This is a genomic window from Paenibacillus sp. MAHUQ-45 (assembly GCF_058133325.1).
In genome coordinates this window covers 249,800-273,453 of record NZ_JBYUPV010000001.1, presented here as the reverse complement: position 1 = coordinate 273,453, position 23,654 = coordinate 249,800, and the positions used below count along the sequence as shown (strand labels likewise).

At 49.2% G+C, this 23,654-nt stretch carries 20 protein-coding genes; 11 read left to right on the top strand and 9 right to left on the bottom strand.

All coding sequences use genetic code 11. The features are described from left to right. Nucleotides 1-248: 248 nt before the first annotated feature. On the bottom strand, nucleotides 249-1,016 hold the full coding sequence (locus tag AC3Y23_RS01225) for an HAD-IIB family hydrolase (RefSeq protein ID WP_379194793.1): 768 nt from the start codon (nucleotides 1,014-1,016) through the stop codon (nucleotides 249-251). A 206-nt stretch (nucleotides 1,017-1,222) separates the two neighbouring features. Between AC3Y23_RS01225 and AC3Y23_RS01220 the strand changes: the two genes are divergently transcribed. Further along, nucleotides 1,223-1,987, top strand: coding sequence for an ABC transporter ATP-binding protein (locus AC3Y23_RS01220; protein ID WP_379194791.1), 765 nt, complete (start codon nucleotides 1,223-1,225; stop codon nucleotides 1,985-1,987). A 62-nt stretch (nucleotides 1,988-2,049) separates the two neighbouring features. On the opposite strand, the gene AC3Y23_RS01215 is transcribed toward AC3Y23_RS01220, so the two are convergent. Then, nucleotides 2,050-2,964: a LysR family transcriptional regulator gene (locus AC3Y23_RS01215; protein WP_379194789.1), complete on the bottom strand. Its 915-nt coding sequence runs from the start codon at nucleotides 2,962-2,964 to the stop codon at nucleotides 2,050-2,052. 120 nt (nucleotides 2,965-3,084) lie between these two features. Between AC3Y23_RS01215 and AC3Y23_RS01210 the strand changes: the two genes are divergently transcribed. The 4 genes from AC3Y23_RS01210 to AC3Y23_RS01195 all read left to right on the top strand — a co-directional run bounded on the left by AC3Y23_RS01210 (nucleotide 3,085) and on the right by AC3Y23_RS01195 (nucleotide 7,834). After that, nucleotides 3,085-4,134 carry an aliphatic sulfonate ABC transporter substrate-binding protein gene (locus AC3Y23_RS01210; protein ID WP_379194787.1) on the top strand — a complete coding sequence of 350 codons (1,050 nt, stop codon included), beginning with the start codon at nucleotides 3,085-3,087 and terminating at the stop codon, nucleotides 4,132-4,134. Nucleotides 4,135-4,152: 18 nt separating this feature from the next. After that, a complete protein-coding gene (locus AC3Y23_RS01205) occupies nucleotides 4,153-5,139 on the top strand; it encodes an Ldh family oxidoreductase (protein ID WP_379194784.1) in 987 nt (328 codons plus the stop codon). Then, nucleotides 5,136-5,909, top strand: a complete 774-nt coding sequence (locus tag AC3Y23_RS01200; protein WP_379194782.1) for an ABC transporter permease — start codon at nucleotides 5,136-5,138, stop codon at nucleotides 5,907-5,909. The genes AC3Y23_RS01205 and AC3Y23_RS01200 overlap by 4 nt, the downstream gene beginning before the upstream one ends. 230 nt (nucleotides 5,910-6,139) lie before the next feature. Further along, complete coding sequence (locus tag AC3Y23_RS01195) at nucleotides 6,140-7,834, top strand: CocE/NonD family hydrolase (protein ID WP_379194780.1); 1,695 nt, start codon at nucleotides 6,140-6,142, stop codon at nucleotides 7,832-7,834. A gap of 96 nt (nucleotides 7,835-7,930) precedes the next feature. On the opposite strand, the gene AC3Y23_RS01190 is transcribed toward AC3Y23_RS01195, so the two are convergent. The 5 genes from AC3Y23_RS01190 to AC3Y23_RS01170 form a co-directional block, all read right to left on the bottom strand. Beyond that, the gene (locus AC3Y23_RS01190) at nucleotides 7,931-10,273 is read right to left on the bottom strand and encodes a glycoside hydrolase family 95 protein (protein ID WP_379194778.1); all 2,343 of its coding nucleotides are present in this window, start codon (nucleotides 10,271-10,273) and stop codon (nucleotides 7,931-7,933) included. A gap of 309 nt (nucleotides 10,274-10,582) precedes the next feature. Further along, nucleotides 10,583-12,886: an AraC family transcriptional regulator gene (locus tag AC3Y23_RS01185; RefSeq protein ID WP_379194775.1), complete on the bottom strand. Its 2,304-nt coding sequence runs from the start codon at nucleotides 12,884-12,886 to the stop codon at nucleotides 10,583-10,585. Nucleotides 12,887-13,013: 127 nt separating this feature from the next. Continuing rightward, nucleotides 13,014-14,594, bottom strand: a complete 1,581-nt coding sequence (locus AC3Y23_RS01180) for a DUF3502 domain-containing protein (protein ID WP_379194773.1) — start codon at nucleotides 14,592-14,594, stop codon at nucleotides 13,014-13,016. A gap of 90 nt (nucleotides 14,595-14,684) precedes the next feature. Then, nucleotides 14,685-15,566, bottom strand: coding sequence for a carbohydrate ABC transporter permease (locus AC3Y23_RS01175; protein ID WP_379194771.1), 882 nt, complete (start codon nucleotides 15,564-15,566; stop codon nucleotides 14,685-14,687). Between the two features lie 30 nt (nucleotides 15,567-15,596). Beyond that, nucleotides 15,597-16,508, bottom strand: a complete 912-nt coding sequence (locus AC3Y23_RS01170; protein ID WP_379194769.1) for an ABC transporter permease — start codon at nucleotides 16,506-16,508, stop codon at nucleotides 15,597-15,599. A gap of 409 nt (nucleotides 16,509-16,917) precedes the next feature. Here AC3Y23_RS01170 and AC3Y23_RS01165 point away from each other — a divergent pair, with 409 nt between their 5' ends. The 4 genes from AC3Y23_RS01165 to AC3Y23_RS01150 are packed head-to-tail and all read left to right on the top strand — an operon-like array spanning nucleotide 16,918 to nucleotide 20,449. After that, the gene (locus tag AC3Y23_RS01165) at nucleotides 16,918-17,598 is read left to right on the top strand and encodes a response regulator transcription factor (RefSeq protein ID WP_379194767.1); all 681 of its coding nucleotides are present in this window, start codon (nucleotides 16,918-16,920) and stop codon (nucleotides 17,596-17,598) included. Further along, nucleotides 17,595-19,379 (top strand): sensor histidine kinase, encoded by a 1,785-nt coding sequence (locus AC3Y23_RS01160; protein ID WP_379194765.1) that lies wholly within the window; start codon nucleotides 17,595-17,597, stop codon nucleotides 19,377-19,379. Before AC3Y23_RS01165 ends, AC3Y23_RS01160 begins: the two co-directional genes overlap by 4 nt. Nucleotides 19,380-19,419: 40 nt before the next feature. After that, nucleotides 19,420-19,944 carry a CDP-diacylglycerol--serine O-phosphatidyltransferase gene (gene pssA, locus AC3Y23_RS01155; protein WP_379194763.1) on the top strand — a complete coding sequence of 175 codons (525 nt, stop codon included), beginning with the start codon at nucleotides 19,420-19,422 and terminating at the stop codon, nucleotides 19,942-19,944. Between the two features lie 7 nt (nucleotides 19,945-19,951). Next, nucleotides 19,952-20,449 (top strand): DedA family protein, encoded by a 498-nt coding sequence (locus tag AC3Y23_RS01150; protein WP_379194761.1) that lies wholly within the window; start codon nucleotides 19,952-19,954, stop codon nucleotides 20,447-20,449. On the opposite strand, the gene AC3Y23_RS01145 is transcribed toward AC3Y23_RS01150, so the two are convergent. Beyond that, nucleotides 20,446-20,763, bottom strand: coding sequence for a hypothetical protein (locus AC3Y23_RS01145; RefSeq protein ID WP_379194759.1), 318 nt, complete (start codon nucleotides 20,761-20,763; stop codon nucleotides 20,446-20,448). The two genes, AC3Y23_RS01150 and AC3Y23_RS01145, sit on opposite strands and share 4 nt — an antisense overlap. 170 nt (nucleotides 20,764-20,933) lie before the next feature. Between AC3Y23_RS01145 and AC3Y23_RS01140 the strand changes: the two genes are divergently transcribed. Beyond that, a complete protein-coding gene (locus AC3Y23_RS01140; protein ID WP_379195736.1) occupies nucleotides 20,934-21,509 on the top strand; it encodes a TetR/AcrR family transcriptional regulator in 576 nt (191 codons plus the stop codon). Nucleotides 21,510-21,588: 79 nt separating this feature from the next. Here AC3Y23_RS01140 and AC3Y23_RS01135 read toward each other — a convergent pair whose 3' ends face one another. Then, a complete protein-coding gene (locus AC3Y23_RS01135; protein ID WP_379194757.1) occupies nucleotides 21,589-22,401 on the bottom strand; it encodes an SDR family NAD(P)-dependent oxidoreductase in 813 nt (270 codons plus the stop codon). 222 nt (nucleotides 22,402-22,623) lie between these two features. On the opposite strand from AC3Y23_RS01135, the gene AC3Y23_RS01130 reads away from it, so the two are divergent. After that, a complete protein-coding gene (locus AC3Y23_RS01130; RefSeq protein WP_379194755.1) occupies nucleotides 22,624-23,205 on the top strand; it encodes an LOG family protein in 582 nt (193 codons plus the stop codon). Nucleotides 23,206-23,654: the final 449 nt, after the last annotated feature.

Here is a 23,654-nt window from a genome sequence, read left to right as displayed (position 1 = left end):
CATTTTTATACCTTGTTTCCTTTGGCAACATTATGCTTTAGCTTCATACTACCTGACAGCGGCTAGGATTGCACGGGGGTAATCCTTAACTTTTATGGGTGAATATTAAATTGCACTAACCATCCTTTTTGAAAAGGGTTTAATCTTAGCTCCATAAAAATAAAACGGCATCGTCCAGAGAGACTTCAGCCGTTCTATATCTGTGCGCAGTGCGCTGTATTCAGCTCAACAACTTATATACCCAATGATCAAGAACGAACCGATGACACCGCTAACGCCTTCAGCTTATTGACAATAGCACCCTCGCAGTCACCTTCCAGTGCAATCGATTCCGAGGCATAGGGAGCAAGCTCCTCGTGATGTCCGATCATAACGGCATGCCGGGCCTGCTGGAACATGGAAATATCATTAGCATCATTACCAAAGGCAATAAACTCCTGACCTCGTACCCCAAGCCGTTGTAACGCATTCCATTTATGAATATTCTGCGGGCTGATATCTATGACATTTTCATTGCGGTGCCTATGAATGACCACGCCAAGATTTTTCAGAGATTTCGCCAACTCCTCCATATCATCAGCAGTCAAAATAAGAATCTTGACGATGGATTTCAGAGATTCCACAGGAAGGCGTTTGGCCAGCTTGGAGGGATCTACATTATTCAGAATGGGATGATCGTGTGGACCGGTATAGGCATAATCCCAATCACTGTCAATCAGATAAGTGCCCTGATGTTCTTCAATCAGCCTAAGAATCTCCTGAACATCCTCCTGAGTGAAAGCTTCGGCATGCAGAACCTTGCCTTCCTTGGACACTAACGACCCGTTGCCGCCGATGAGCGCAAAGGAATGAAAACGTTTATGCAGAACAGGTAGCATATCACGAATCGGACGGGCCGAGGCAAAAATCACTTCATGCCCTTCATGCGTCATTTCTTCCAGACAAGACAGAATAGTTTCGGATACCGGTTGGCCTTTGAAGCAAATCGTACCATCCAGGTCAAAAACGAATTTCACTTTTACCCCTCCAAAACAGATGAATTTATGTAATATATTACACTAATCCTACTGCTATTTTCAGAGAAAATAAAGCTTGGATTGGGTCATACTTCAGGAATTGGTGATCGATTCCGAAGAGCTATTCAGAAGGAACGTGATTGACAATCCAAATCAATTACAGTACCTTTAGTCAAAAAAAGAACACACCCGAGGTGAAATCACAGATGGCTACAGTTAAATTGCAGCATGTCTCTAAAGTATTTACATCCCAGAAGGACAAGGTTCAGGCTTTGGAAAACGTCAACCTTTCTCTGGAGCCCCATGAATTTGTAGCCATTATCGGACCCAGCGGCTGCGGCAAAAGCACCCTGCTGAAGATAGTTGCCGGCTTGGATACCGGGTATGAAGGAGCTGTCGAACTGGATGGCAAGCCCGTTACAGGACCGAGCATTGAGAAAGGTGTTATTTTTCAGGAGCATCGTTTATTCCCGTGGCTGACTGTCGAAAAGAATATCGCCGCTGATCTATCCCTGAAAGACCCTGAGGTCAGAAAAGCTGTTGATGAAATGATCGAGTTAGTCAAACTCGGCGGGTTCGAAAAGTCTTTCCCCAAAGAATTATCCGGCGGCATGTCCCAACGTGTTGCCATAGCTCGGGCCTTGATCCGGAACCCGAAGGTTCTGCTGCTGGACGAGCCCTTTGGTGCTCTTGACGCCTTCACACGCAACCACATGCAGGAAGCGCTGCTGGATATTTGGCGCAGTAACCGGACTACCATGCTGCTCGTGACTCATGATATCGACGAGGCCATCTTCCTTGCCGACCGGATCGTGGTGATGCAATCCAAGCCGGGCAGAGTGAAAGAGATTATCCCCATTAACCTGCAGCATCCCCGTTCCCGTATCTCCGGACCATTTTTGGAATACCGCAAGCGGGTGCTGGAAGCCCTAAGTGATTCCGAGCAGACAGAACCTGCATATAGCATCTAGTCAAAATATCTAAATTCTCTATTTCGAGTTCACGTCTCGCCCATGCTGGGTGAGGCGTTTTTTTATAATCCCAACCGCTCGATCTCCTGCTGCAAATGCTTAAGTAGTTCCTGATGGGCAATCGAGAAATGCTGTCGCTTGGAACGGGCATAGCCAAGTGGGATAATATCCTGATCCAGCTCCCTGGCCTCCAGCGGAATCGCCACAATATCGCCGCTCAGGATCAGCGGATCATTCATGATGTTGAACTCCATGAAGATACTGATCACATCCCCCGCAGCGATCGTCCGCTTCAGTACCTCCTGATTGGTCGAGGTGAACAGCACCTGTACAGGACCGTACTTCAGCATCAGCTTTTTCATAAAAAGCCTTGAAAAGCTTCCGTTGACGCTGACAAAAGTCTGGTCAAGCAGATCGGATACGCCCAGCTTGCTTCTGGAAGCCAGCGTGGATTTGCGACCCACACATACTACGAGTCGGGTCTCCAGCATCGTGGTTAGCCACAGGTCCTTGATTTGCTGGCTATGCTCGGGATGAAAATAAATCAGCCCCATATCGGTGATATCCTGGCGTATATCCTCCAGAATCTCCACCGAATCCTTTTCCGTAATCTCCAGCTTGACATAGGGGTTGTTCGCTTTGAAAGACATAATGGCTTTCGGAAGAATCGCAAGAAAATTGGGGCTCACAGACAGGCGGATATCGCCGTGGATCTGCTCCTTTTGACCAGAGACCTCGTCCTCAAACTCCTGAACCTTCAGCAGAATTTCACTAGCCTTGGCAATCAATATCTTTCCCCGTTCGGTTGGTAGCGTCCCGTGCCGCGTTCTGCGGAACAGCTCGAACCCTACCTCTTTTTCTAGCTTCATGATTGCTTTACTGATACCAGCCTGCGAGATATGCATGGTCTCCGCTGTAGCTGAGATTGATCCTGTTTTCGCTACATTTACAATATATTCTATTTGTTCGATATTCACCTGAAATTCACCCCGTTCCCATAACCATTGGTTATATAAATATCATTCAAAGTTATTTTACTTGTTTAATCGGATATAGTAAAGTGATCTTTAACTTAGATAAAGGGGACTCGAACTATCATGAAAAGAAGAAATACATTCGCAATTCTATTAGCTGCCATAAGTATGCTGCTGGTACTCGCTGCCTGCGGTAAAGATAATAGCTCCGGTAACTCCAGTAGCAACTCCACTGCCTCCGGAACCAATCAAGTGGCCTCCACTCCAGAAGTCACTGTCAATATCGGCGTCCAGCACGCTGTTGCTCCGCTGGTTCTGGCTCAGCAACAGAAATGGTTCGAAGAAGAATTCGCCAAGCACAACGCCAAGGTAAGCTGGGTAGAAGTACCGGGTGGCCCAGCGCAATTCGATGCGATTCTTACGGATCGTCTGGATCTCGCGGTAACCGGTAATACCACCGTTATCACTGGACAAATATCCGACATTCCTTTCAAAGAAATTGCCATTGGTAGCACTGGCTCCAAGAATGTCGGACTGCTACTGCCCAAAGACAGTAAGATTACCGATCTCAGCGAATTGAAAGGTAAAAAAATCGCTGTAGCCAAGGCAACAGCAGCTTATGACATCCTGTTCAGATTACTGGACAAAGCAGGCCTGACTGCAAATGATGTCGAGCTTATCCAGCTCACTGCGGATGAAGCCAAGGCAGCGTTCGTCGGAGGATCTGTGGATGCATGGGCCATCGGCGAGCCGTACCTGTCGACAGCGGTTGTAGATGAAGGCGCCAAGGTTCTCGCAGACGGTTCCACCATTAACTACATCAGTCCTGCATTCCATATTGTCCGCACCAAGTTTGCCGATGAACATCCGGATCTCGTAGTCGCCTATCTCAAGGTACTGGAAAAAACACTGCAGTGGCAGAAGGATCACCTGGATGAAGCGGTAAAAATCTACGCTGATGGCACCAAGCTGAATCCCGAAGTTGTTAAATCCGTCATCTCCAATGTCCAGTTCGCGACTGTACCGGTTTCAGATGATTTTGTAAAAGCTCAAGGAGAGCTGGCAGCGTTCCTGTTAAAAGAAAAAGCAGTAAATAAGTCTGTTGACCCTGCCAAGGTCGTAGATAACACCTTCATCAATCAAGCACTAGAAGAAGTGAAAAACGATAAATAACCGTTAGGAGAGACAGCTATGAGCACAATCACCATCCCAATCCAAGAACTCAAAGACATGGGTAAAAAAGTCCTGCTGAAATACGGCGCTACCGAGCACGAAGCAGAGATTATCGCCAGTGATTACCTGGATGCCGATTTGAGAGGCCGCTCGTCGCACGGTTTTACCTTCTTCAAGCAGGCGGTCGGCTCCCTCGAAGGCAGAGGGAAGTATGAAGCCGCTCCGCTGGAAGGCTCCTATCTGCATGTCGCCGGAAATTACGATCTGGGCCATATCGTGGCCCGGGAATCGATTGATCTCGCTCTGCCAGCACTCGCTGAGCGCAAAGTGATCACCATCGGTATCACCGATGTCTCCCGCTTCAACTGCCCGGGCATTATTGCCCGGTACGGAGCAGAACGCGGCGCGATTACGCTGATCTCCGCTTATGGCGGAATGAGTGTGATGGCACCTCCCGGAGGCAAAGGAGCTGCCGTGAACAATACACCGCTGGCGATTGCCATCCCGCATACAAATCCGCTGTTTGTACTCGACATGGCCGTATCGGAGCGGGCTTGGGGCCATCTCAGTATCGCCAAATTCAAAGGAGAGTCCATCCCGGAACATTGGGGAGTCGATGAAGAAGGCCAGCCAACCGAGAATCCTGCGGATGTCAAATGGCTCTCCCCGCTTGGCGGCTACAAGGGCTTCGGCCTGGCGCTCGCGCTGGAGATTCTGAGCGGCGCCCTTGTCAATGTACCTATCGGTGCCCAAGGACTGAAGAAGAATCGTGGAGCCTTCATCCAATTGATCGATCCTACCATTTTTGGTCATACTGTGGAGTCCTTCACCGCACAGGTCACTGGCTTCCTCGGCGAACTGGCCGATATTCCGCTGGCTGAAGGTCATAACGTGCCGATTACCTATCCCGGACAAGCTTCGGAACAGCGCTATCAGGAAGCGCTAGCTTCCGGTGTCATTACACTGCACCATTCTGCTATTGATTACTTGCGTAACGAACTATGAAAACGCAGAAATCTTATCTGAAATACGTTTATGGCAGCCTGCTTCCCCTGCTCATTGTGGTGGTGTGGCAGTTAATCGGGGAGCTTCATCTGCTGCCTCCCCAGCTGCTCCCTACACCGCTCAAGATCGGCAGAAGCTTTATTGATCTGCTCTCAAGCGGTGTGCTGCTGTCTAATATCGGAATCAGCATCTATCGTGCTCTGATCGGCTTCCTCATCGGCGGCGGGTTAGGAATCGTATTTGGGCTCCTCGTCGGTTTCTATAAAAGAACGGAGTGGACGCTGGACCCGACGTTACAAATGATTCGAACCGTCCCCCATTTGGCCATTATGCCACTCTTCATTCTATGGTTCGGCTTCGGCGAATTCTCCAAGGTACTGTTGATCGCGATGGGTGCTTTTTTCCCTATCTACCTCAATACCTTTATGGGTATTCGCAGCGTGGACTCTAAGCTGTTCGAAGTATCTCGCATTCTGGAGTTTAGCCGCTTCAAGCAGATTACCCGGCTCATTCTACCGGCTGCCATGCCCAATCTGCTGCTCGGCATCCGTTTGTCCCTCGGCACGGCCTGGTTGAGCCTGATCGTTGCCGAGCTAATGGGAGCAAACGCAGGTGTAGGCTATATGATCTCGGATGCCCGCCAGTTTGCCCAGACCGAGGTTGTTTTCGTCGGCATCGTTATCTTCGCTGGAGTCGGCAAGCTGACTGACTCCCTTGTGCGCAAGCTTGAGACCCGCCTGCTGCGCTGGCGGGATAATTATAACGGATGACCGTGTTACACTTTTTACATTTACAAGTACAGGAATAAACCAAACAGGCGTAGCCTTTCGCTCCTATGCGAGACGCTGCGCCTGTTCTTTTCATAGAGAAAAGCCCGCGCTGAATTATGCTATAACGCCTCTTTGCCCAATATCATCACTAAGAGTTACATGATAGAATTCAAATATAAGTTCCTTTTTGAAAACAACAAATCAGCATCTTTTATCGGGAGGCGTCTAACATGTCAGAAAAGCAAGATTCTGAATTCCCTGCTCCGCAGCATGAGGTGGGAGAACGTCAGGACCTATGGGTGACGATGAGTGACGGGGTGCAATTAATGACCCACATATGGTTAAGCAGGGGTGAACAGCCCGCGCCAGTAATTGTGGTACGCAACCCTTACATAGGCAGAGAATTCCGGCCAGACCCCGAAGTCGTGCTGCTCTCTGCTTATGGATACAATGTCATCATCCAGGAGTGTAGAGGACGCGGTTCCTCCGGCGGGCGCTGGGTGCCGTTTATACATGAGAAGCAGGACGGTCTGGACACGCTGGATTGGATCATCTCCCAGCACTGGTGCAACGGCAATATCGGCTTATACGGGGGTTCGTATCTCGGCTTTAACCATTGGGTGCTCGCAGACAGTCTGCCGCCAGAGGTCAAGACACTATATATCTCCGTGATCGGTACCGAACAGCAACGCTTCATCTATATGGACGGGATGTTCCGTCCGGATATCTATACCAGTTGGGCGGTTACCAACGCTGGCGCCGATCTTGGAGGCCGCAGCCCCCGGGACCTGGAAGAGCAAGCGCGCCAGTTCCGTCCTCCTCTGGAGATGGATGTGACCCTGCTCGGCAAACAATTGGATTGGTACCATGACTTCCTGTTGAACCCTGGAGCCGGAGACGAGCTATGGCAGGAGGGCTTCTGGCAGGAATTCCGGCATATCCCCTCCCGTCTTTCCGTTCCGGTCTGTATGGTCGGAGGATGGTTTGATATTGCTCTGGAAAGCATGATGCTGACCTATGAGCAGATTCCGCCAGAGATCCGGGAGCGCAGCCGCTTTATCGTTGGCCCTTGGGTACATTCGCTTGCCCCGCATGGGGACCGTGATTTTCCGGGTGGTACCGTCAATGGCGGCAATGGCGGTTTCCGCGAGGTGCTGGGATGGTTTGATTACATGCTTAAGCAGACGGCGTATGAAGAGGAGCTCGGCACGGTCAAAACCTATGTAATCGGCGCAGATGGCTGGCAGAATTGGACGTCCTGGCCGCCGCCGGTGCAGAAGCGAACCTATTATTTAGGGCAGCATAACGTCCTAAATGATGTGCCCGAAGTGGATGGGCATCAATTAACCTACACTTATGATCCGCTCGATCCAGTGATTACTGTAGGTGGAAGCGGTCTCTTATCAACCTTTGAAGCCGGTCCGGACCAGCCCCGTACAGCATGTGCATTACAGCTGGAACCGGGCTATCGCCAGGATGTCCTGAGCTTTCTCTCTGCACCGCTGGAGGAGGAACTGTTCCTCGCAGGGTCGATCGAAACGGTGCTGCAGGTCAAGTCAACCGCCGAAGATACTTCATTCACCGTCAAGGTGAGCGAGGTTCTGCCGGACGGCAGAACCTATAATATCGCTGATGGCATAACTTCACTGGCATATCGGAACGGTTCGCCGACCGCACTGCCTTATTCTCCCGGTTCACTCGAAGAGATCACGCTCCAATTATGGCCGATTACCTGGGTGCTGGGAACAGGCTCACGGATCAGAGTCGATATTTCTTCTTCCAACTTCCCGGCTTACCATGTGCACCCTAACCGGGCCGGCAACTGGTCCAAGATTCAGGAGACGGTGACGGCCGAGCAAAGTATATACTGGGGCGGAGGCCATAACGCTAGTATCCAGCTTCCAGTATGGAAACCACAATCTTAGCCATATAGATGTGAAAATCAAAGGCGGCCCCGATCAAATGTATTGACGTTTGATCGGGGCCGCCTATTTTACGTTGAAGGTATAATACTCTAAGTGCTAATGTCTTGGAAGAACTACGTAGCTTGAGCCTACCGTTGCTGTCCAGCTCACAGAACCATTTTCGTCCCGCGTAACGTCTACCGGCTGTCCGTTGCAGGCGATTTCCAGATCGCCAGCACCAGATACACGCAGCGTGCACTCCCCATCGCTCCGGGCATGAATGACTGCCTGATCCAGCGTTCCCCGACTCCAGACCATATCCACGTCATAGCCGCCTCTCGCCCGCAATCCTCGCACCTCACCCTCGGCCCATGCCTTCGGAAGTGCCGGAAGCAGATGCAGCTCTCTGTTATGGCTTTGCAGCAGCATTTCAGAAATCCCGGCTGCGCCGCCAAAATTCCCATCAATTTGGAAAGGCGGATGATTGTCGAGCAGGTTCGGTAGCGTGGAATGAGCCAGCAGTGCCTGGACATTCTCCCACGCCTTCTCTCCATCCGCAAGCCTAGCCCAGAGATTGATAATCCAGGCCCGGCTCCAGCCGGTGTGACCCCCGCCGTGCGCCAGCCGCCGCTCCAGCGTCACTCGCGCCGCCTTCATCCATTCCGGCGTTTCACTTTCGGAGAAACGGGTACCGGGATGCAGCGCGAACAGATGCGAGATATGCCGATGACCCGGCTCGGCCTCTTCATAATCCTCCAGCCATTCCTGCAGTTGTCCATATCTGCCGATCTCCGGCTGTGGCAGTCGTTCGCGCAGCGTATGCAGCCGCCCGGCGAAAGCGTCATCAACCTCCAGAATGTTCGCTGCCTCGATGCAAGCGCTGAACAACTCATGCAGAATCTGGCTGTCCATCGATGGGCCCACACAGAGAATTCCCGCCCTGCCATCCGGCAGCAGATATGTATTCTCCGGGGAGACCGATGGCACGGTAACCATACGCCCGTCTGGCAGCTCCGTCAAATAGTCTTCGAAGAACTCGGCTGCCTCTTTAAGAATCAGGTATATACGTTCCAGGAAGGCAGCGTCCCTGCCGAATTGGTAATGCTCCCACAAATGTAAGGACAGCCAGGCCGCGCCCATCACCCAGTAAGTTGCCGGAATATACAGATCCTGCGGCGCCGTATCGCCCCAAAGATCCGTATTGTGATGAGCTGCAAAGCCTTTGCAGCCATACATATCCCGGGCCGTTACTCTGCCCGGCTCCCGCATGCGCTCAATCATATCGAACAGAGGTTCATGGCAATCCGCCAGATTACCTGATTCTGCAATCCAGTAATTCATCTGGGTGTTGATATTGATCGTATATTTGCTGTCCCATGGAGGCAGAAACTGCTCATTCCAGATCCCTTGCAGCGTAGTCGGCAAGGAGCCGGGTCTACTGGAAGCTACTAGTAGGTAGCGCCCGAATTGGTAATAGAGCGCGATTAGGCCCAAGTCCTCTTCACCGCTGCGGATACGCTCCAGGCGGGCATCCGTTGGCAGGTCATCCCCCTGCAATGAGCTCCCTTCCACCGCTGCTCCAAGCCGGATCGACACCCGTCCCATCACGGACTCCATGTCCAGCGTATGTCGTTCCCTTAGTGCGGCATATTCCATTCCCCCTGCCTGATCCGCAGTCTTCAAAGCTTGCAGCTCCGGTTGGGGGTAGCGATAGGAGGTTGCCGCCGTCAGGTACAGGATCACACAGTCTGCCTGCTCAACTACGACATGTTCTCCAATAATAGCCGCCTTACCTCCACCCTCGGCTTTTACACACAGCACGGTGCGGAAATCCACACCACCTGCGCCGCCCTCGTTTCCCCGCATGACCAGCGTTTGATCATCGGCTTGAACAAGCTCGTCATAGTAGCGATTGTTACTTCCCCGCTTTAACCGGGCTTTGAAGCTCACTGCTCCCGGCACATTAGCCGTGATGCGCATCACCAACACCTGATCGGGATGGCTGACGAAGAGCTCCCGCTCATAACTCACACCATCCGCTTCATAACGTACACTTGCGATTCCATGGTCCAAATTCAATTGACGTGAATAGTCCGTGATTTCTCTGCCATGTTCAAACGCCAGCGCCAGTTCTCCCAGCGGAACGTAATGGCGCTGGCTTTCAGGAACACCCGACAAGGCTAGCACAGCCAGCTCCTGCGCTTTTTCTACCTCGCCCCGCAGCAATAGCCCCCGGATCTCCTCCAGATTAGCCTTGGCATCCGGATTATTGCGATTCCGCGGACCACCGTACCACAGACTGTCTTCATTCAGCGCGATCCTTTCCTCCAGCGGATCACCATAAATCATCGCTCCAAGCCGGCCATTACCTACAGGAATGGCGTTCTCCCATCGGTCAGCCGGGGAGGTAAACCATAACCGTTGGCAACCGTTCCCTATTACCTGTGAAGCTGAACTCATGTGAAGATTCTCCTCTCGCATTGCTCTATTTTTTCAAGTATAGATTGAACTTAGGATTATCAAATGGGGTAAAGTCGTCATTGCAGAGAATGTTTGGACTTCCGGCCGCTGTTATCTCCAGATTTCTTGGGATTGTACCACTATTCGCGGATAAAATCTGGAGACAGCCTATGCTTTCGATGCCAGCTTTCCTGCGGAAAGCTTTCAGGCAGACTCTTCGCTCCTACAGTTCCAAAATTCTCCTCCATTCCGTTCCCCTTATGTTAAATTCTTCAACTCAGTCTATATACAAAAAAATATCCATCCTCCCTAACCAGTAGCAGGCGAATTCTCCTGCAGCGACAGCTCACGATATGCCGAAGGTGTCAGACCCACCTGCTTCTTGAAGGCGGAATAAAAGTGGCTGCTGTTGGTATAACCGCACAGTTCGGCCACATCGCCCACCCGGTACTCATCGCTACGCAGCAGTTCCTTGGCCTTGTCTATGCGGACCTTGCGGATATACTCACTGGAATTGATCCCTGTGACCTCTTTGAAAATCTTTGATAAATAATTAGGCGTATAGCCGGCCCGCTCGGCCAGAACCTCAACACTCAAGTTATTGTCGTTATAGTTCAGCTGGATGAATTGCATAATCTCTTCGACCTTGCGGTAGAACTTGTTCTCCTTCAATTGCTTGATACTGTCCAGGCTGCTACTGTAATGATCGAATTGTCTAAGCAGCCAATCCATGGCCTGCTCCAGCGTCTCCATCTCAGTAAAGATCAGATTCAATTCCCCATACAGCACGCCAAGACGTTTGTTCTCGTCGTTAATGGTCTGATTCATCTGGGTGATGCAGACCAGAAAGAGATGGAACAGTGCCTGAATCGCGTCAGAGTATACGAATCCTTTTAGCACATAGGCTGCACCCGCCAAACTCTCCTGGAACCCAGCTCTGTCGTTCATAGAAATACAAGAGATCAGCTTCTTCTCCATCTCCGCCGGAAGTCCGTAACTGCGTGTAAGCATCTCTTCGACCTCTGCCTGGTGGATAATCCGTCCGTATCCTAGCACAAACCGCTGCTGAAGCATCTCTAGACCCTGAGCATAGGCCAGCGTGCAATCCCGATCCTGCCGTACATCGCTAAGTCCGATACTGACCGTAATCCCATGCGAAGCAATAAACCGTTGAATACTCTCCAATAGATCCAGCAGATCCTCGAAGCCTTCCGTTCCTCCCTCGCTCTCATTAAGCAAAACAGCGATTTCTCCCTTGGGCATCCTTACAGCCTCATAAGGGTAATCGTTATGCAGCCGTTGACTGATGCTCTCGAACAGCAGCGATTCGAACAGGGCTGCTTCCTTTCCATCTAACTGTGAATAGGCATCGATCCTGAACAGGCACAGACGGAACGTATCCAGACAAACCCCAAGTCCGTAATCGCCCCCTTGAACGTCTGCTCGTTCGTCGTTTCCCCCATCGGTCAGTAAGCTACGCAAATAAGTCTCCTTCACAATCCGCTGATTGCTCCGATTCTCGTTTTCCAGCGAACGCATATGCAGCAGCGTTTCTGTATACACCGATTGAATAAAAGAGATATCGCCGGTATTTCCACCCTCCACCTGGAACGGGGAGCGTTTGAACAATTCCGTCAACTTCTCCACTGGGATGTAGAGCCTCTTGGAAATTAGAAAAATAGCAGCAAGGCACATCAGGAGCACACTCGTACAGACGACCAGAAAGCCATTGCGTTTATCCTGAATAGGCTTGACCAGCGTGGAATAGGGTGCCTTGCTCAAGATATACCAGCCAGTGCTTTGATTTTGCACAAAAGCGATGAGCGATCGTGACCCTCCCTCCTTGTCGGAGAGGTTGCCCTTGGAGTCAGATTGTTGCAACACATTGGCAAAAGCAGAGGTGTCCTTGATATCCCCGCCAATCTTCTCCGGGTCTGTATGTGCGAGCAGCGTTCCCTGAGTGTCAGCAATCAGCAGTTCATTGCCTGAATTCGCCAGGTAATCATGAATAAACAAATTCTCGTCTAAATTAATGATCACCGTCTGCTGTTCACCATTGATGTTAAGGTTCGTATATTCGATACTGATCGTGTAATCCTTCTTATTGGTCAAAAAGTCTTGCTTATTACCGGACGGAACCAGCCGGGTTAAATAAACGGTCCGATTGCTGCCCACACTTTTGCGGTATGTGGAGCCCTGCTTTAAGAAGCCTGCGGCATCAAAGCCAAGCTCTCCCTCGCAAATGAATTCTTTGATCGTTGAGTTGTAAACAAAAATGGAGTGGATGTAGGGATTGATTTGGCGAATATTGCGGATCTGGATGCGGGCTTGGTTACTCGTTAAGGCATCGCTGCTGCTTAACGCTAGGAAGTAATTGATGTTGTCATTGATCTCCAAATTCAGAAAGATCTGATCCATCTCCCGGAAGAGATTGTCGATATTTCCGCTTAAAGTTTCGAGTCCCTTGATTTGTTCCCGTGATAGCTGATTAAAGAGCGTCTTGGAGTACAGGTTGGAAAAAACAAGGGTCATCGTAACGACAAGAATCATCGTCAATGCTGTGAAGGATAACAGCATCCGGACAAACAGTGAATCCCGCCTGAGCTTTGCCACCGATAGCTCCCTCTCTCTCTTTAAGCGCTTTCATATATTGGACTCCAGTATAGACGAAAAGGATCGCGAATGGCAATGAATATCGCCACCCGCGATGGTCATTTGGATACAATAAGATTAAGTCAACCTAGTTTGCTGCGAGGAATTCATCCAGTTGTTTTTGGACCTCAGCCACAATCTTGTCGGTTCCGGCATCCTTCTCCTTGGCGATAAAATTGGCAACATCTTTATCCACGTCCTTGATGTTGATTCCGCACATCAGCAGATTGCCCAGTTCACTGCGCAGCTGCTCCCGCTTTGCTGCCTCGGTCTTGATCGCTGTCTGGTCAGGCACGAAGTATTTGACCGTCGACGTAATCTGGTTCGGACGATTAATGAAGGCATCGTAAGTCTCATAGTATTTTGGTGTATGCTGCTCGTCATACTTCTGGAATTCCTTGCGCCAGAAGCCCCACTGTCCCGGCCAATCAAGATAGTTGGTTGGCTGGCCGTTACCTTGCCCATCCATATACTTCACGTTATCGCCATCCAGCTTGTAGGTCTTATCCAAAATGCCATAAATCACAGCATCATACACCTTCTGATTCGTGGACAGCTCCTCCAGGAACATGAGCACCCGCTCCGGGTTGGCTGCATTCTTATTGATCGCTACAATATTATCCAGCGGTGAAGCAATAACCCATTTCTTGTCTGGATAGAATTCCGACCAAGTCTTCACAGCTCCTTCCGCTTCCACGGACGGCTTGAACGTATTAGGGTTCTCCAGAATCCCACCGTCAATCTGGTTGATAGCAGAGCTCAGTGTTCCGGCCGAGAAGTCGCCTTCCGTTCCTTTGGTCGCCAGAAGGTTGCGCGGAATCAGGCCATCCTCGTTCCACTTTTTCGCATAGGTTACGAGTTCCTTGAAGGCTTCAGTCTGCTCCCACGGAATGACCTTGTGCTCGGGATCATCAATCTTGACGACTAGACCCATAGAATTCAGGTTCTCGTATTCATATTTCTGCAGGAACACCTGGGCGACATCACTGTACCAGCTATCCGGCCGCCAGGAGATGGGCAGAATTTGCGGTGAAGCCTTTTTGGCAGCATGGAGATACTCATCCAGCTCTTCCACCGTTTCTACCTTGTCTTTCATGTAGCCGCCTTTTTTCGCCAGATCACCCCGGTACCAGACAATCGGCTTGATGCTTTTCTTCAGTGTCCAAGGCGCCCCGTACACCCGGCCCTTGACCCGGATCGGGTCCAGTAGATTCTGTTTATTGTAAGTTTCGGTCAGCTTGGGTGCATATTTTGGCAGTAGATCTGTGATATCCAGATAAGAACCACGATTCATAGCATTAGGGAAATCATTCCAGTTCGCATCAAAATTAAGATCATAATTATCGCCAGATGCCTGAAGCAGCTTCATTTTATCCTTATAGTCATTCCAGTTGACAAAATTAATCTCGAACTTGGCATTCAAAGTATCCTTGGTCAGCTCCGACACATACGACCATACCTCATCGGTCGCCTGCGGCTTATCTCCCGGGAAATAAAAGCGCAGCGTAACAGGCTTCAGCTCTGCCTTTTGTCCTTCGCTTGTCTTTGTACCTTCTGTTTTGCTTGGGGTGCTTGCATTCTCTTTGTCACCGCCGCCGCAGCCCGCGAGCAGCCCTCCTGCCAGCAGCACCGTCAGTCCCAGCGCAGCCGTTCTCTTCCCTTTGACCATTGACGTTCCCCCTATTAACAATTTTGTGAATATGCTCAGCGGCAGTATTGCCGTTCAAGCCTTCATCAACCCGCCAAATCTGTGAATGTCTCACCCTTTAATTGCCCCCAACATCAATCCTTTAACGAAATACTTCTGGAGGAACGGGTACAGAAAAATAATCGGACCAATCGTAATCATCGTGGCAGCCATCTTGATACTTTCGCGCGGCATCATCTGGTCAGCAGTCGTTGCCAGCACGCTGGAATTGGCCAGATAATCCACATTCGAGATAATGGTCCGTAAGAGCAGCTGCAGCGGCTGCAGCTCTATCTTGTCGATCAGCATCAGCCCCAGCCACCAATCATTCCAGTAGCCCAGAGCGATAAACAAGCCGACAGAGGCAAACACCGGTGTAGATAATGGCACAATGATGGAGATCAACGTTCGGAACTCTCCTGAGCCGTCGATTTTGGCTGATTCATGCATTTCCTCCGGGATCGAGGAGAAGTAGCTGCGCATCAGGAACACATTGAAGCCGTTAACCATCGACGGTAGAATCAATGCGGCCATATTGTTATGAAGATGTAGATATTTGACGCAGATGATATACCATGGAACCATGCCACCGCTGAAGAGCATTGTGAGCAACACGTAACCAGAGATAAAATTACGGTATTTCAACCTGCGCAGCGACATTGGGTAAGCAATCATGGCGGTAATCGCCAGACTGGCGATGGTACCAATCACCGTGACCAGACTCGTGACCTTGTAGCCATTCAGGATCACACTCATCCGCTGGAACAAATACTGGTATGCCGCAAAGTCGAAATTCTTCGGAAACAGATTATACCCGCTGGTGAGAATGTCCATTTCCCGGGTCATAGAGCTGGATAGAATAATGACGAACGGGATGACACAGAACAGGGCAATCAGCGTGACGATCAGATTTAGAACCGCTTGGCCCCAGGAAAAGGATGTGCTGATTTTCATGCAAGTACCTCCATTATGCACCTCATTTTTTTAAAAGAGCGCTGCGTCGCTTTCATACTTGCGGGCCAGTCTGTTGCTGACATAGACAAGCACGAAGGCCAGTACCGACTGATAGAAGTTCGCCGCTGCAGCCATCCCCATATCCCCAGCCCCCTTCAGACTGCGGAAGACAAAGGTGTCGATGACATCCACCGTAGAATAGATCTGCGAGTTATCGCCGACAAGGGAGTAGAACATTCCAAAATCTGAGTTCATAATATGGCCGATGCCAAGCAGTGTCAGCACAATAATGGTTGGACGCAGCATCGGAATGGTAATATGAATGATCTGCCTGAACTTCGTAGCCCCATCAATCCGGGCCGATTCATACAGTGTGTTGTCAATCCCCATCAGGGTAGCCAGGTAGATGATGCTGTTATAGCCGATACTTTTCCATATAAAAATTATGGCGATTATAAAAGGCCAAGCCATCGGACGCGAATACCAGTCAATCTTATCAAAGCCCCACCTCACCAGTAGCTCGCTCAACATTCCGTGCTCATAGCTCAGGATATTGTAAGCGAACACGCCCACCACAATCCATGAGATAAAGTACGGAAGCAGCGTTAGCGATTGAGACACCCGCTTGAACCAGACCGACCGGATCTCATTAAAGAGGATCGCCAGCGCCACATTAAGGAAGGTACCCAGTGCGATGAATAATAAATTCAGTAGAATCGTATTCCGGGTCACCCGAACCCAATTGGAGGAAGTGAAGAAGTATTGGAAATTCTCATAGATCGGATGGGCCCAGGAGCTGCGAAATATCCCCGTGCTTAAATTGAAATCTTTGAATGCGATAATGATGCCGACCATCGGAAAATAACTGAATACCAGCAGCAGTAGCATCGCAGGCAAGGTCATCAAATACAGGACCTTATGTTTATTCAGTTCTTTGAGCAAAGTGGAACCCCCTCTACATTTCGTGAATCCGCTTACAAATGGAATGCTATCACAGCCATAACCCATTTTAAACTTTCGATTACTGTGATTTTGTTAACATTTCTACGATATAGAGCCATCAATTGCTATGATTTTATTGCTTTTTCGTGTTGTTTCCCCGAAACTTTATAGGCGATCTTATTATTGTTATACTGGGACAATCCTACTTAAGAATGCTAGGACAGCTTAGCCCCAGTGGTCTCAAAAAGGCGAAGGCGATACTCAAGGATGTATTTTTCACTTCATTTAATGATGTTTAAAATGACTTCCCCCGCTTCTCCCCCAAATTGCTCACGGTGTCCTCATGGACACATGAAGGACATACCCGCAGGTTATACTTTTTTCCAAGCTGAATTAAAAGAGGGATTACATGAATAAAAAAGTGCTTCTCGTTGAGGATGAAATCCGTATTCGTGAAGTCATTGCCGACTATTTCATACAAAGTGATTGGGAAGTCTACGAAGCTGGTGACGGTCAGGAAGCCTTGCTCTGCTTCGATGATCTACAGCCGGACCTCCTGATCCTGGATATCATGATGCCGAAAATCGACGGTTGGGAAGTATGCCGTCAGGTGCGCAGCCGCTCAGAGGTGCCGATTATTCTGCTGACGGCCAAATCAGGCGAGGATGACAAAATACTGGGCTTTGAACTGGGCGCCGACGATTATGTTACCAAGCCGTTTAGTCCCAAGGTGCTCGTAGCCCGGGCGAATGTGCTGATGAAAAGAGTCGAGGGTCTTTCCAAAGCTCAGCCATCACTCTTAACGTTTGGCAGCGCGGTGCTGAATACGATGGCCCGTCGGCTGGAAGTGAACCAGGTGGAAGTCGAACTGGCCCCCAAGGAGTATGAGTTGCTTCTTTATTTAATCAAAAACAAAGGGATTGTTATCTCGCGCGATACCGTGCTTGACCGGATCTGGGGCTTGGATTTTGAAGGCGATTCACGTGTGGTAGATACCCATATCAAAAAATTGCGGAGCAAGCTCGGAACGGAATCACGTCATATCCGTACTGTAATCGGTACCGGCTATAAGTTCGAGGAGGAAGAATGAAGAAACGTGGCGTCACCTATAAGCTGTTTATCATGACCGTTGTTTTTTTCCTGTGCTTCTACGGCATGGTGATCCTTAGCCAAATGCTGTTCTTCGAAGGCTTCTACGAGAACCAGAAAATCTCCCGGGTAGAAAATCATTTGAAGGCCTACGCCGCAAACTACGCCTCCCTAGAGAATCGGAGCATGAGTCAAATTTCCAAGGATACGGCCAAGTTCATCATTCAGAACAAAAGCCAGCTGGCCATTCTGACCCTGGAAGGCAAAGTGAAGCTGGGCGACCCCTTTCATATCACGTTGAAAAAAGAAAACGGGCAGCTGGTTACGATCAACCTGTCCCTTTTTATGAATATGTATGGCACCGAGCTGAAGGATGCTCGGATTCAGCTGGGCGACCATCTAACCGTCTTAGGTGAGAACGATGTCGTTGAAGAATCGCAGATACATGTGCTTTATCCGATCAACATTCACAAGCAAGGCGAAGCGGTGGTCGGAGAACCTCCTGCACAAACGCTAACCGAGGAAGCAGAGATTGGGAAAGCAGAGACCATCACGGGCACAGTTACAGAAATTGTGCTCCCTGATCTGAAGACATGGAACCCCCGTCAGGTTCTGATGCTATCTGCTATGGAGGAGTGGTTCCCTCTGAATCCAACCATACTTGAGAAGCTGAAAAACCTGGAGGTTCAGCAAGACGAATGGACAGAGCCCTGGACCGGGGTCCGCAGTTCCGTCATCATCTACCCTGTGAAGATGAAGAATGGCGACATTGATCTGTTGTTCACAGTGACTTCACTTCAGGAGGTTAGTGAGACGAATCAGGCTCTGCAGTGGTTCTATGTCTATCTCGGCATTGGCGGCTTCATTCTGATTCTGTTCCTCTCTCTCTTCTTCTCTAAAATTGTGACCCGTCCGCTCATCTCGATTAACAATGCGGCGAAACGAATGGTCAATCTTGACTTCAGCGTTCACGAGCCGATCCGGCAAAATGACGAATTGGGCAGTCTTTCAACCAGCATGCACACCCTCTCCCGCAAGCTGGACAGCGCGCTTAGGGAGCTTCAAGAAGCCAATCAGCAGCTAGTGAATGATATGACAGAAAAACAAAAAATGGAGATCGCCCAACAGGAATTCTTCGCCAATGCATCACATGAGCTGAAGACCCCCATCAGCATTATCAAGGGCTTCGCGGAAGGGTTGCAGGACGGGGTGAGCGCTGGCAAGCAGGATCACTACATCGGCGTCATTATCGAGGAATCGGACAAGATGGAAATGCTTGTTCAAGACATGCTGAATCTAGCTACCTTGCAATCTGACACCCTTAAGCTCCGCAAAACAACCTATATGCTCAGCGAGCTGGTAGAAGATGTGATGGGGAAGCTGGTCTATTTATTGAAGCAAAAAAATCTTGAAGCTGTAATCATCCCTTCCAATGAGCTCCCGCTGTATGGGGATTTGAGGTGGATGGAACAGGTAGTATCCAACCTGGTTACCAATGCGATCCGGCATGCGGTGGAAGGCAGTACGATTACAATCGGAATCAAGGGCTTGGAAGGCTCCTCTATTTTCTCCATAGAGAATACGGGCGAGCAAATCCCGGAGCATCAATTGGAGCATATCTGGGAGCGGTTTTTCCGGGCAGAGCCTTCGCGTAGTCGCCAGACTGGCGGGACGGGACTTGGGCTTGCCATCGTCAAGCGGATTCTGGATCTGCACGGCTGCCAGTATGTAGCGGAGAACACAGGGAGTGGCGTAAGAATCGTCATTACCTTTGATCATTAATTATTATCTTTTTTTTAAAACGAAAGGCGTGAAAATAAACATGAAATGGATTTGGTTACCCTCAGCATGTACTGTAATCAACTTGGGGGCAGGGGCATTATCATTATTTTTTACCATTCGTGAACAATATATGGTCGCATTCGCACTGGTGATGGTGGCCGCGATATGTGATGTGCTGGATGGTTTGCTGGCTCGGCTGCTGCATTGTCCCAGTGATTTTGGCAAACAGTTGGACTCACTCGCAGATATCGTCTCCTTCGGAATTGCCCCGGTATTTCTGATCTTGCTGTACAAGCTGGAGGATTCCATGTGGCTCGGTCCCCTCGCTGCGGTTGTATTCCTGGTATGCGGGGCGCTCCGGTTGGCAAGATTTAATATAAGCGTTCCCGTCAAAGGGTTCGTCGGTCTGCCCATTACCGCTGCTGGCGTGATCCTGTCACTTACAGCTTTACTAGGTGACCGGTTGAAGCCTGAAATGACACTGCTTGTGATGGGCCTGCTGTCTGTTCTGATGATAAGCAGAATTCCATTTCCATCCTTTAAAAAAACTTACGCCAGGAAGTGATTACAGCATGGCATGGATTATGGATATGATCACCCAATATGGATATTTCGCGATTTTTGCGCTGCTGGCGCTCGGAATTATAGGTATTCCGGTTCCCGATGAAATTCTAATGCTATTCGTAGGCTATCTGTGTTCTGTAATGGTGCTTGATTTCTCGATCTCCGTGCTAGTCTGTTTCACTGGGGCAATCACTGGTATGGTCACTAGTTATACCTTGGGCAAAAAGCTGGGGCAGCCACTGGTTGACAAGCATGGCAAGTGGATCGGCCTAACGGCCAAACGATTTGAGATCGTGAAGCGCTGGTTCGCAAAGTTTGGTCTCTGGACAATCCTGCTCGGGTACTTCATTCCAGGGTTGAGACATGCTACTAGCTACATCTCCGGAATTAGTGCCATGCCCTTTCGAAAATATTTCCTCACCGCAAGCCTGGGGTCGATGGTGTGGGTTCTGATATTCACCTCTATCGGTTATTATATGGGGGCGAATATGTCGTTTGGCGTTTAACACAAAAGAAACTGCAAGTAGAAAGCTCTGAGTTGCCGGTCAAATACTCTGTAAAGAGATACAGGCCGGCAATTTGATTGTTGAAATGAACCACTGCTTGAAAATGATTTATATTTCCTTACAAGTATCATAATTACTGCATATACCAAAAGTATGCCTCCGATACCCTCACTTAATAATTCAACACTGGTGGATACAGTTACTCCAAAGCCTTTATATAGTGTTGAAGGAATCAAACATATGAATACCCCCAAACACAGCCCTGCATAAGGTTTTGCCATAAAATTATTGAATTTTTCCCCATTTATATTCAATTCACTTCCAACCTCCTATTTCTTCTGAACAATTTGGTGTCTGTTGTGGGTTCTGGTGTTCACCTCCCCTGGTACGAAAAAGAAAACGAACAGTCCGTCTTTTATTGACAGGTAGCTCTATTTATCCTTAGAATAAAAGGAAGCTATCGGCTTGAAAGGAGGCGTTTGTTATTCGTAAAGGTGAGAAAACCAAGCAATTTGTTATCGAAAAAACTTCCCTGCTACTGAATCAGCGCGGGTACTTGTCCACTTCCCTTGCCGAGGTTACTGAAGCTACCGGACTGCAAAAGGGCGGACTCTATAATCATTTTAGAGACAAAGAAGATCTGATGATCGAGTCGTTCAAATACAACTGCACACTGATTAATGAACGAATGGAGCCAGCCATCGCCTCGGCATCAACAACAGCAGGCAAGCTGAACGCTTTTGTCGAGATTTATCTCGACCTTGATTTCCCAGGTGGCTGCCCTATTGCCAATGCCGCTGTGGAAGCCGAGGCTGTCTCCCCTCCCCTGTTCCAGCATGCACAAGAGGCGATGGAGAGACTACTGGACCTTTTAGTAGATATTATCAACACCGGTATGAATCAGGGGGAATTCAGAGCAGATGCCAATCCCCGTGATACAGCCATCGTCATTCTCTCGTTGATCGAGGGTGGACTGCTCATGAACAAGCTTTTGCCATTCTCTCCGTTGCAAATGATTAAGGATCAGGTCACTCGTTATGTAGATGAGGCGTTGAAATAAACATTTGTTGTCAATAAAAAGAGCCCTTACGGTTTCAACCGTAAGGGCTCTTGTGCTGATAGCACGACCGTGGCAAGGCTTACTCCGCCATCAACGATACCTTTTCCCACGCCACGACTTCCTCGATTCTTTTGCCCAGCTCATCCCGAATACTATAAGATGCCATAGAACCCACCGGGAAATGCAGGGGTGGATTCTCACTGTTGATCATAGCAATAATGGATTCTACCGCTTTACCTTGATCGCCTTTTTTCAAGGCGTCATAGCTCTTGTTGAAGGCGTCATACACCGGTGCGTATTCGTCGGTGGATTTGCTTTGTTTTTGGGAAGATCCCATAAATTCCGTCAAGAACACTCCCGGCTCCACAATCGTTGTCTTGATTCCGAACATAGCCAGCTCGGCAGCCATCGCCTTGGAGAAACCCTCGACTGCAAATTTCGATGCCGCATAGATGCTGTAAGTAGGTACGGCCCATACGCCAAAAATAGAAGAAATATTCACATAATGCCCCGAATTTTGCTTTTTGAAAACCGGAAGGGTTGCCCGGATAACATCCAACATACCGAACACGTTCACATCAAACTGATCTCTGATCTGCTCATCCGTGTACTCCTCCAACATGCCGAACAAACCGTAACCGGCGTTATTGACAACAATATCAATTCTGCCGAATCTGTCTATAGCCTCTTGAACAGCAGCTTCAATCTCGTCCTTCTTCGTGACATCCAGTTTGGCAATATGGACATTCTCGGGGGATTTCTCCTTCAAGTCGACGATGGAATCAATATTCCGTGCGGTAGCGACGATTTTATCGCCTGTATTCAGCAATTGCTCCACAAACTTGCGCCCAAACCCTGTCGACGTTCCTGTAATAAACCATACTCTGCTCATTCTTAACCTCTCCTTATGCTTTATGATATGTTGTAACACTTGTTTTTAAAATAAAAGACAGACCGTTCATATTTTTAATTATAGATAGGACGACTATTAAAGTCAAACGCAATTCATCTGGCCCCGAAGGGTAACATTCCTACCGACGGCTCTGTTCTCTTCACACGCGAACATACGTATGGTAGGATACCTATAAAAAGCATTCGAAGGAGAGAGGTTACGATGAAAAGTGTAGCTGTGTTTTGCGGATCGAGTGAAGGTGCTTCTCCAGTCTATAGAGAAGGCGCGCAGAAATTGGGACATGAACTCGCAGAGCGTAACATTACCCTGATCTACGGTGGAGCCAGTGTAGGACTGATGGGAGCCGTAGCGGATGCAGTATTAGAGAAAGGCGGGAAGGTTGTCGGCGTTCTGCCACATTTTCTGCAGACCCGGGAAATTGCCCACAATCACTTAACGGAGCTAATTGTTGTCGATTCGATGCATGAACGCAAAGCAAAGATGGCCGAACTCGCTGATGGCTTCATTGCTTTGCCGGGAGGACCAGGTACGCTGGAAGAATACTTCGAGATTTTCACATGGGGGCAGCTTGGACTTCACGAGAAGCCACTGGGGCTCTTAAACATCGAACAATACTATGACGCTTTGATTAACATGTTTGATCATATCGCTGCCGAGAAATTCATGCAGGAAAAATATCGTTCCATGGTGCTCGTCGATACTACGGCCAAGGGAATCCTAGATCAGTTCGATGCATACAATGCACCGGCGGTCAAAACCTATCTCACCGAAAACCGGACTTAAGCGGCAGTCACGCAGTCCCAAGTGAACGTTATTGACGAAGAAGTTGTCCCAAAAGGGATTTGAACCTTTGTGCGTCGCTTGTAGCGCAGAATGGTGGATTGGTCAGACTCCATGCAGCTCCTCAGATCCTCAGATCCTCAGATCTTCACATCCTAACTTGGGAACTGGGATCTGGGAACTGGGCTTGGCTCTGATTTAACAGGAAAATATACCGTTAATTCTCCCCTTTCCAGCGTTTTGCCCGGATTAAAGGGAATTTCTCCCGTTATTTTTCCCCTTTATCAGAAAATCGAAGGGTATCTTAGAGAACAACGGGAATTTTTCCTGTTATTTTTTTGGAACACGCTATTTTCGAAAAATTAACGGGAGTATTTCCAGTTATTTAAGCGCTGCATACTCGCAACACCCATTTTGACTTAAGTGGATCTGCACGCCTGAAGGCTAAGGGT

Excerpts from the sequence above, each read along its gene's own strand:
- AC3Y23_RS01220 (WP_379194791.1), top strand. The coding sequence starts at position 1,223 with ATGGCTACAGTTAAATTGCAGCATGTCTCTAAAGTATTTACATCCCAG.
- AC3Y23_RS01210 (WP_379194787.1), top strand. The coding sequence starts at position 3,085 with ATGAAAAGAAGAAATACATTCGCAATTCTATTAGCTGCCATAAGTATG.
- AC3Y23_RS01205 (WP_379194784.1), top strand. The coding sequence starts at position 4,153 with ATGAGCACAATCACCATCCCAATCCAAGAACTCAAAGACATGGGTAAA.
- AC3Y23_RS01200 (WP_379194782.1), top strand. The coding sequence starts at position 5,136 with ATGAAAACGCAGAAATCTTATCTGAAATACGTTTATGGCAGCCTGCTT.
- AC3Y23_RS01195 (WP_379194780.1), top strand. The coding sequence starts at position 6,140 with ATGTCAGAAAAGCAAGATTCTGAATTCCCTGCTCCGCAGCATGAGGTG.
- AC3Y23_RS01190 (WP_379194778.1), bottom strand. The coding sequence starts at position 10,273 with ATGAGTTCAGCTTCACAGGTAATAGGGAACGGTTGCCAACGGTTATGG.
- AC3Y23_RS01180 (WP_379194773.1), bottom strand. The coding sequence starts at position 14,594 with ATGGTCAAAGGGAAGAGAACGGCTGCGCTGGGACTGACGGTGCTGCTG.
- AC3Y23_RS01175 (WP_379194771.1), bottom strand. The coding sequence starts at position 15,566 with ATGAAAATCAGCACATCCTTTTCCTGGGGCCAAGCGGTTCTAAATCTG.
- AC3Y23_RS01165 (WP_379194767.1), top strand. The coding sequence starts at position 16,918 with ATGAATAAAAAAGTGCTTCTCGTTGAGGATGAAATCCGTATTCGTGAA.
- AC3Y23_RS01160 (WP_379194765.1), top strand. The coding sequence starts at position 17,595 with ATGAAGAAACGTGGCGTCACCTATAAGCTGTTTATCATGACCGTTGTT.
- pssA (WP_379194763.1), top strand. The coding sequence starts at position 19,420 with ATGAAATGGATTTGGTTACCCTCAGCATGTACTGTAATCAACTTGGGG.
- AC3Y23_RS01150 (WP_379194761.1), top strand. The coding sequence starts at position 19,952 with ATGGCATGGATTATGGATATGATCACCCAATATGGATATTTCGCGATT.
- AC3Y23_RS01135 (WP_379194757.1), bottom strand. The coding sequence starts at position 22,401 with ATGAGCAGAGTATGGTTTATTACAGGAACGTCGACAGGGTTTGGGCGC.
- AC3Y23_RS01130 (WP_379194755.1), top strand. The coding sequence starts at position 22,624 with ATGAAAAGTGTAGCTGTGTTTTGCGGATCGAGTGAAGGTGCTTCTCCA.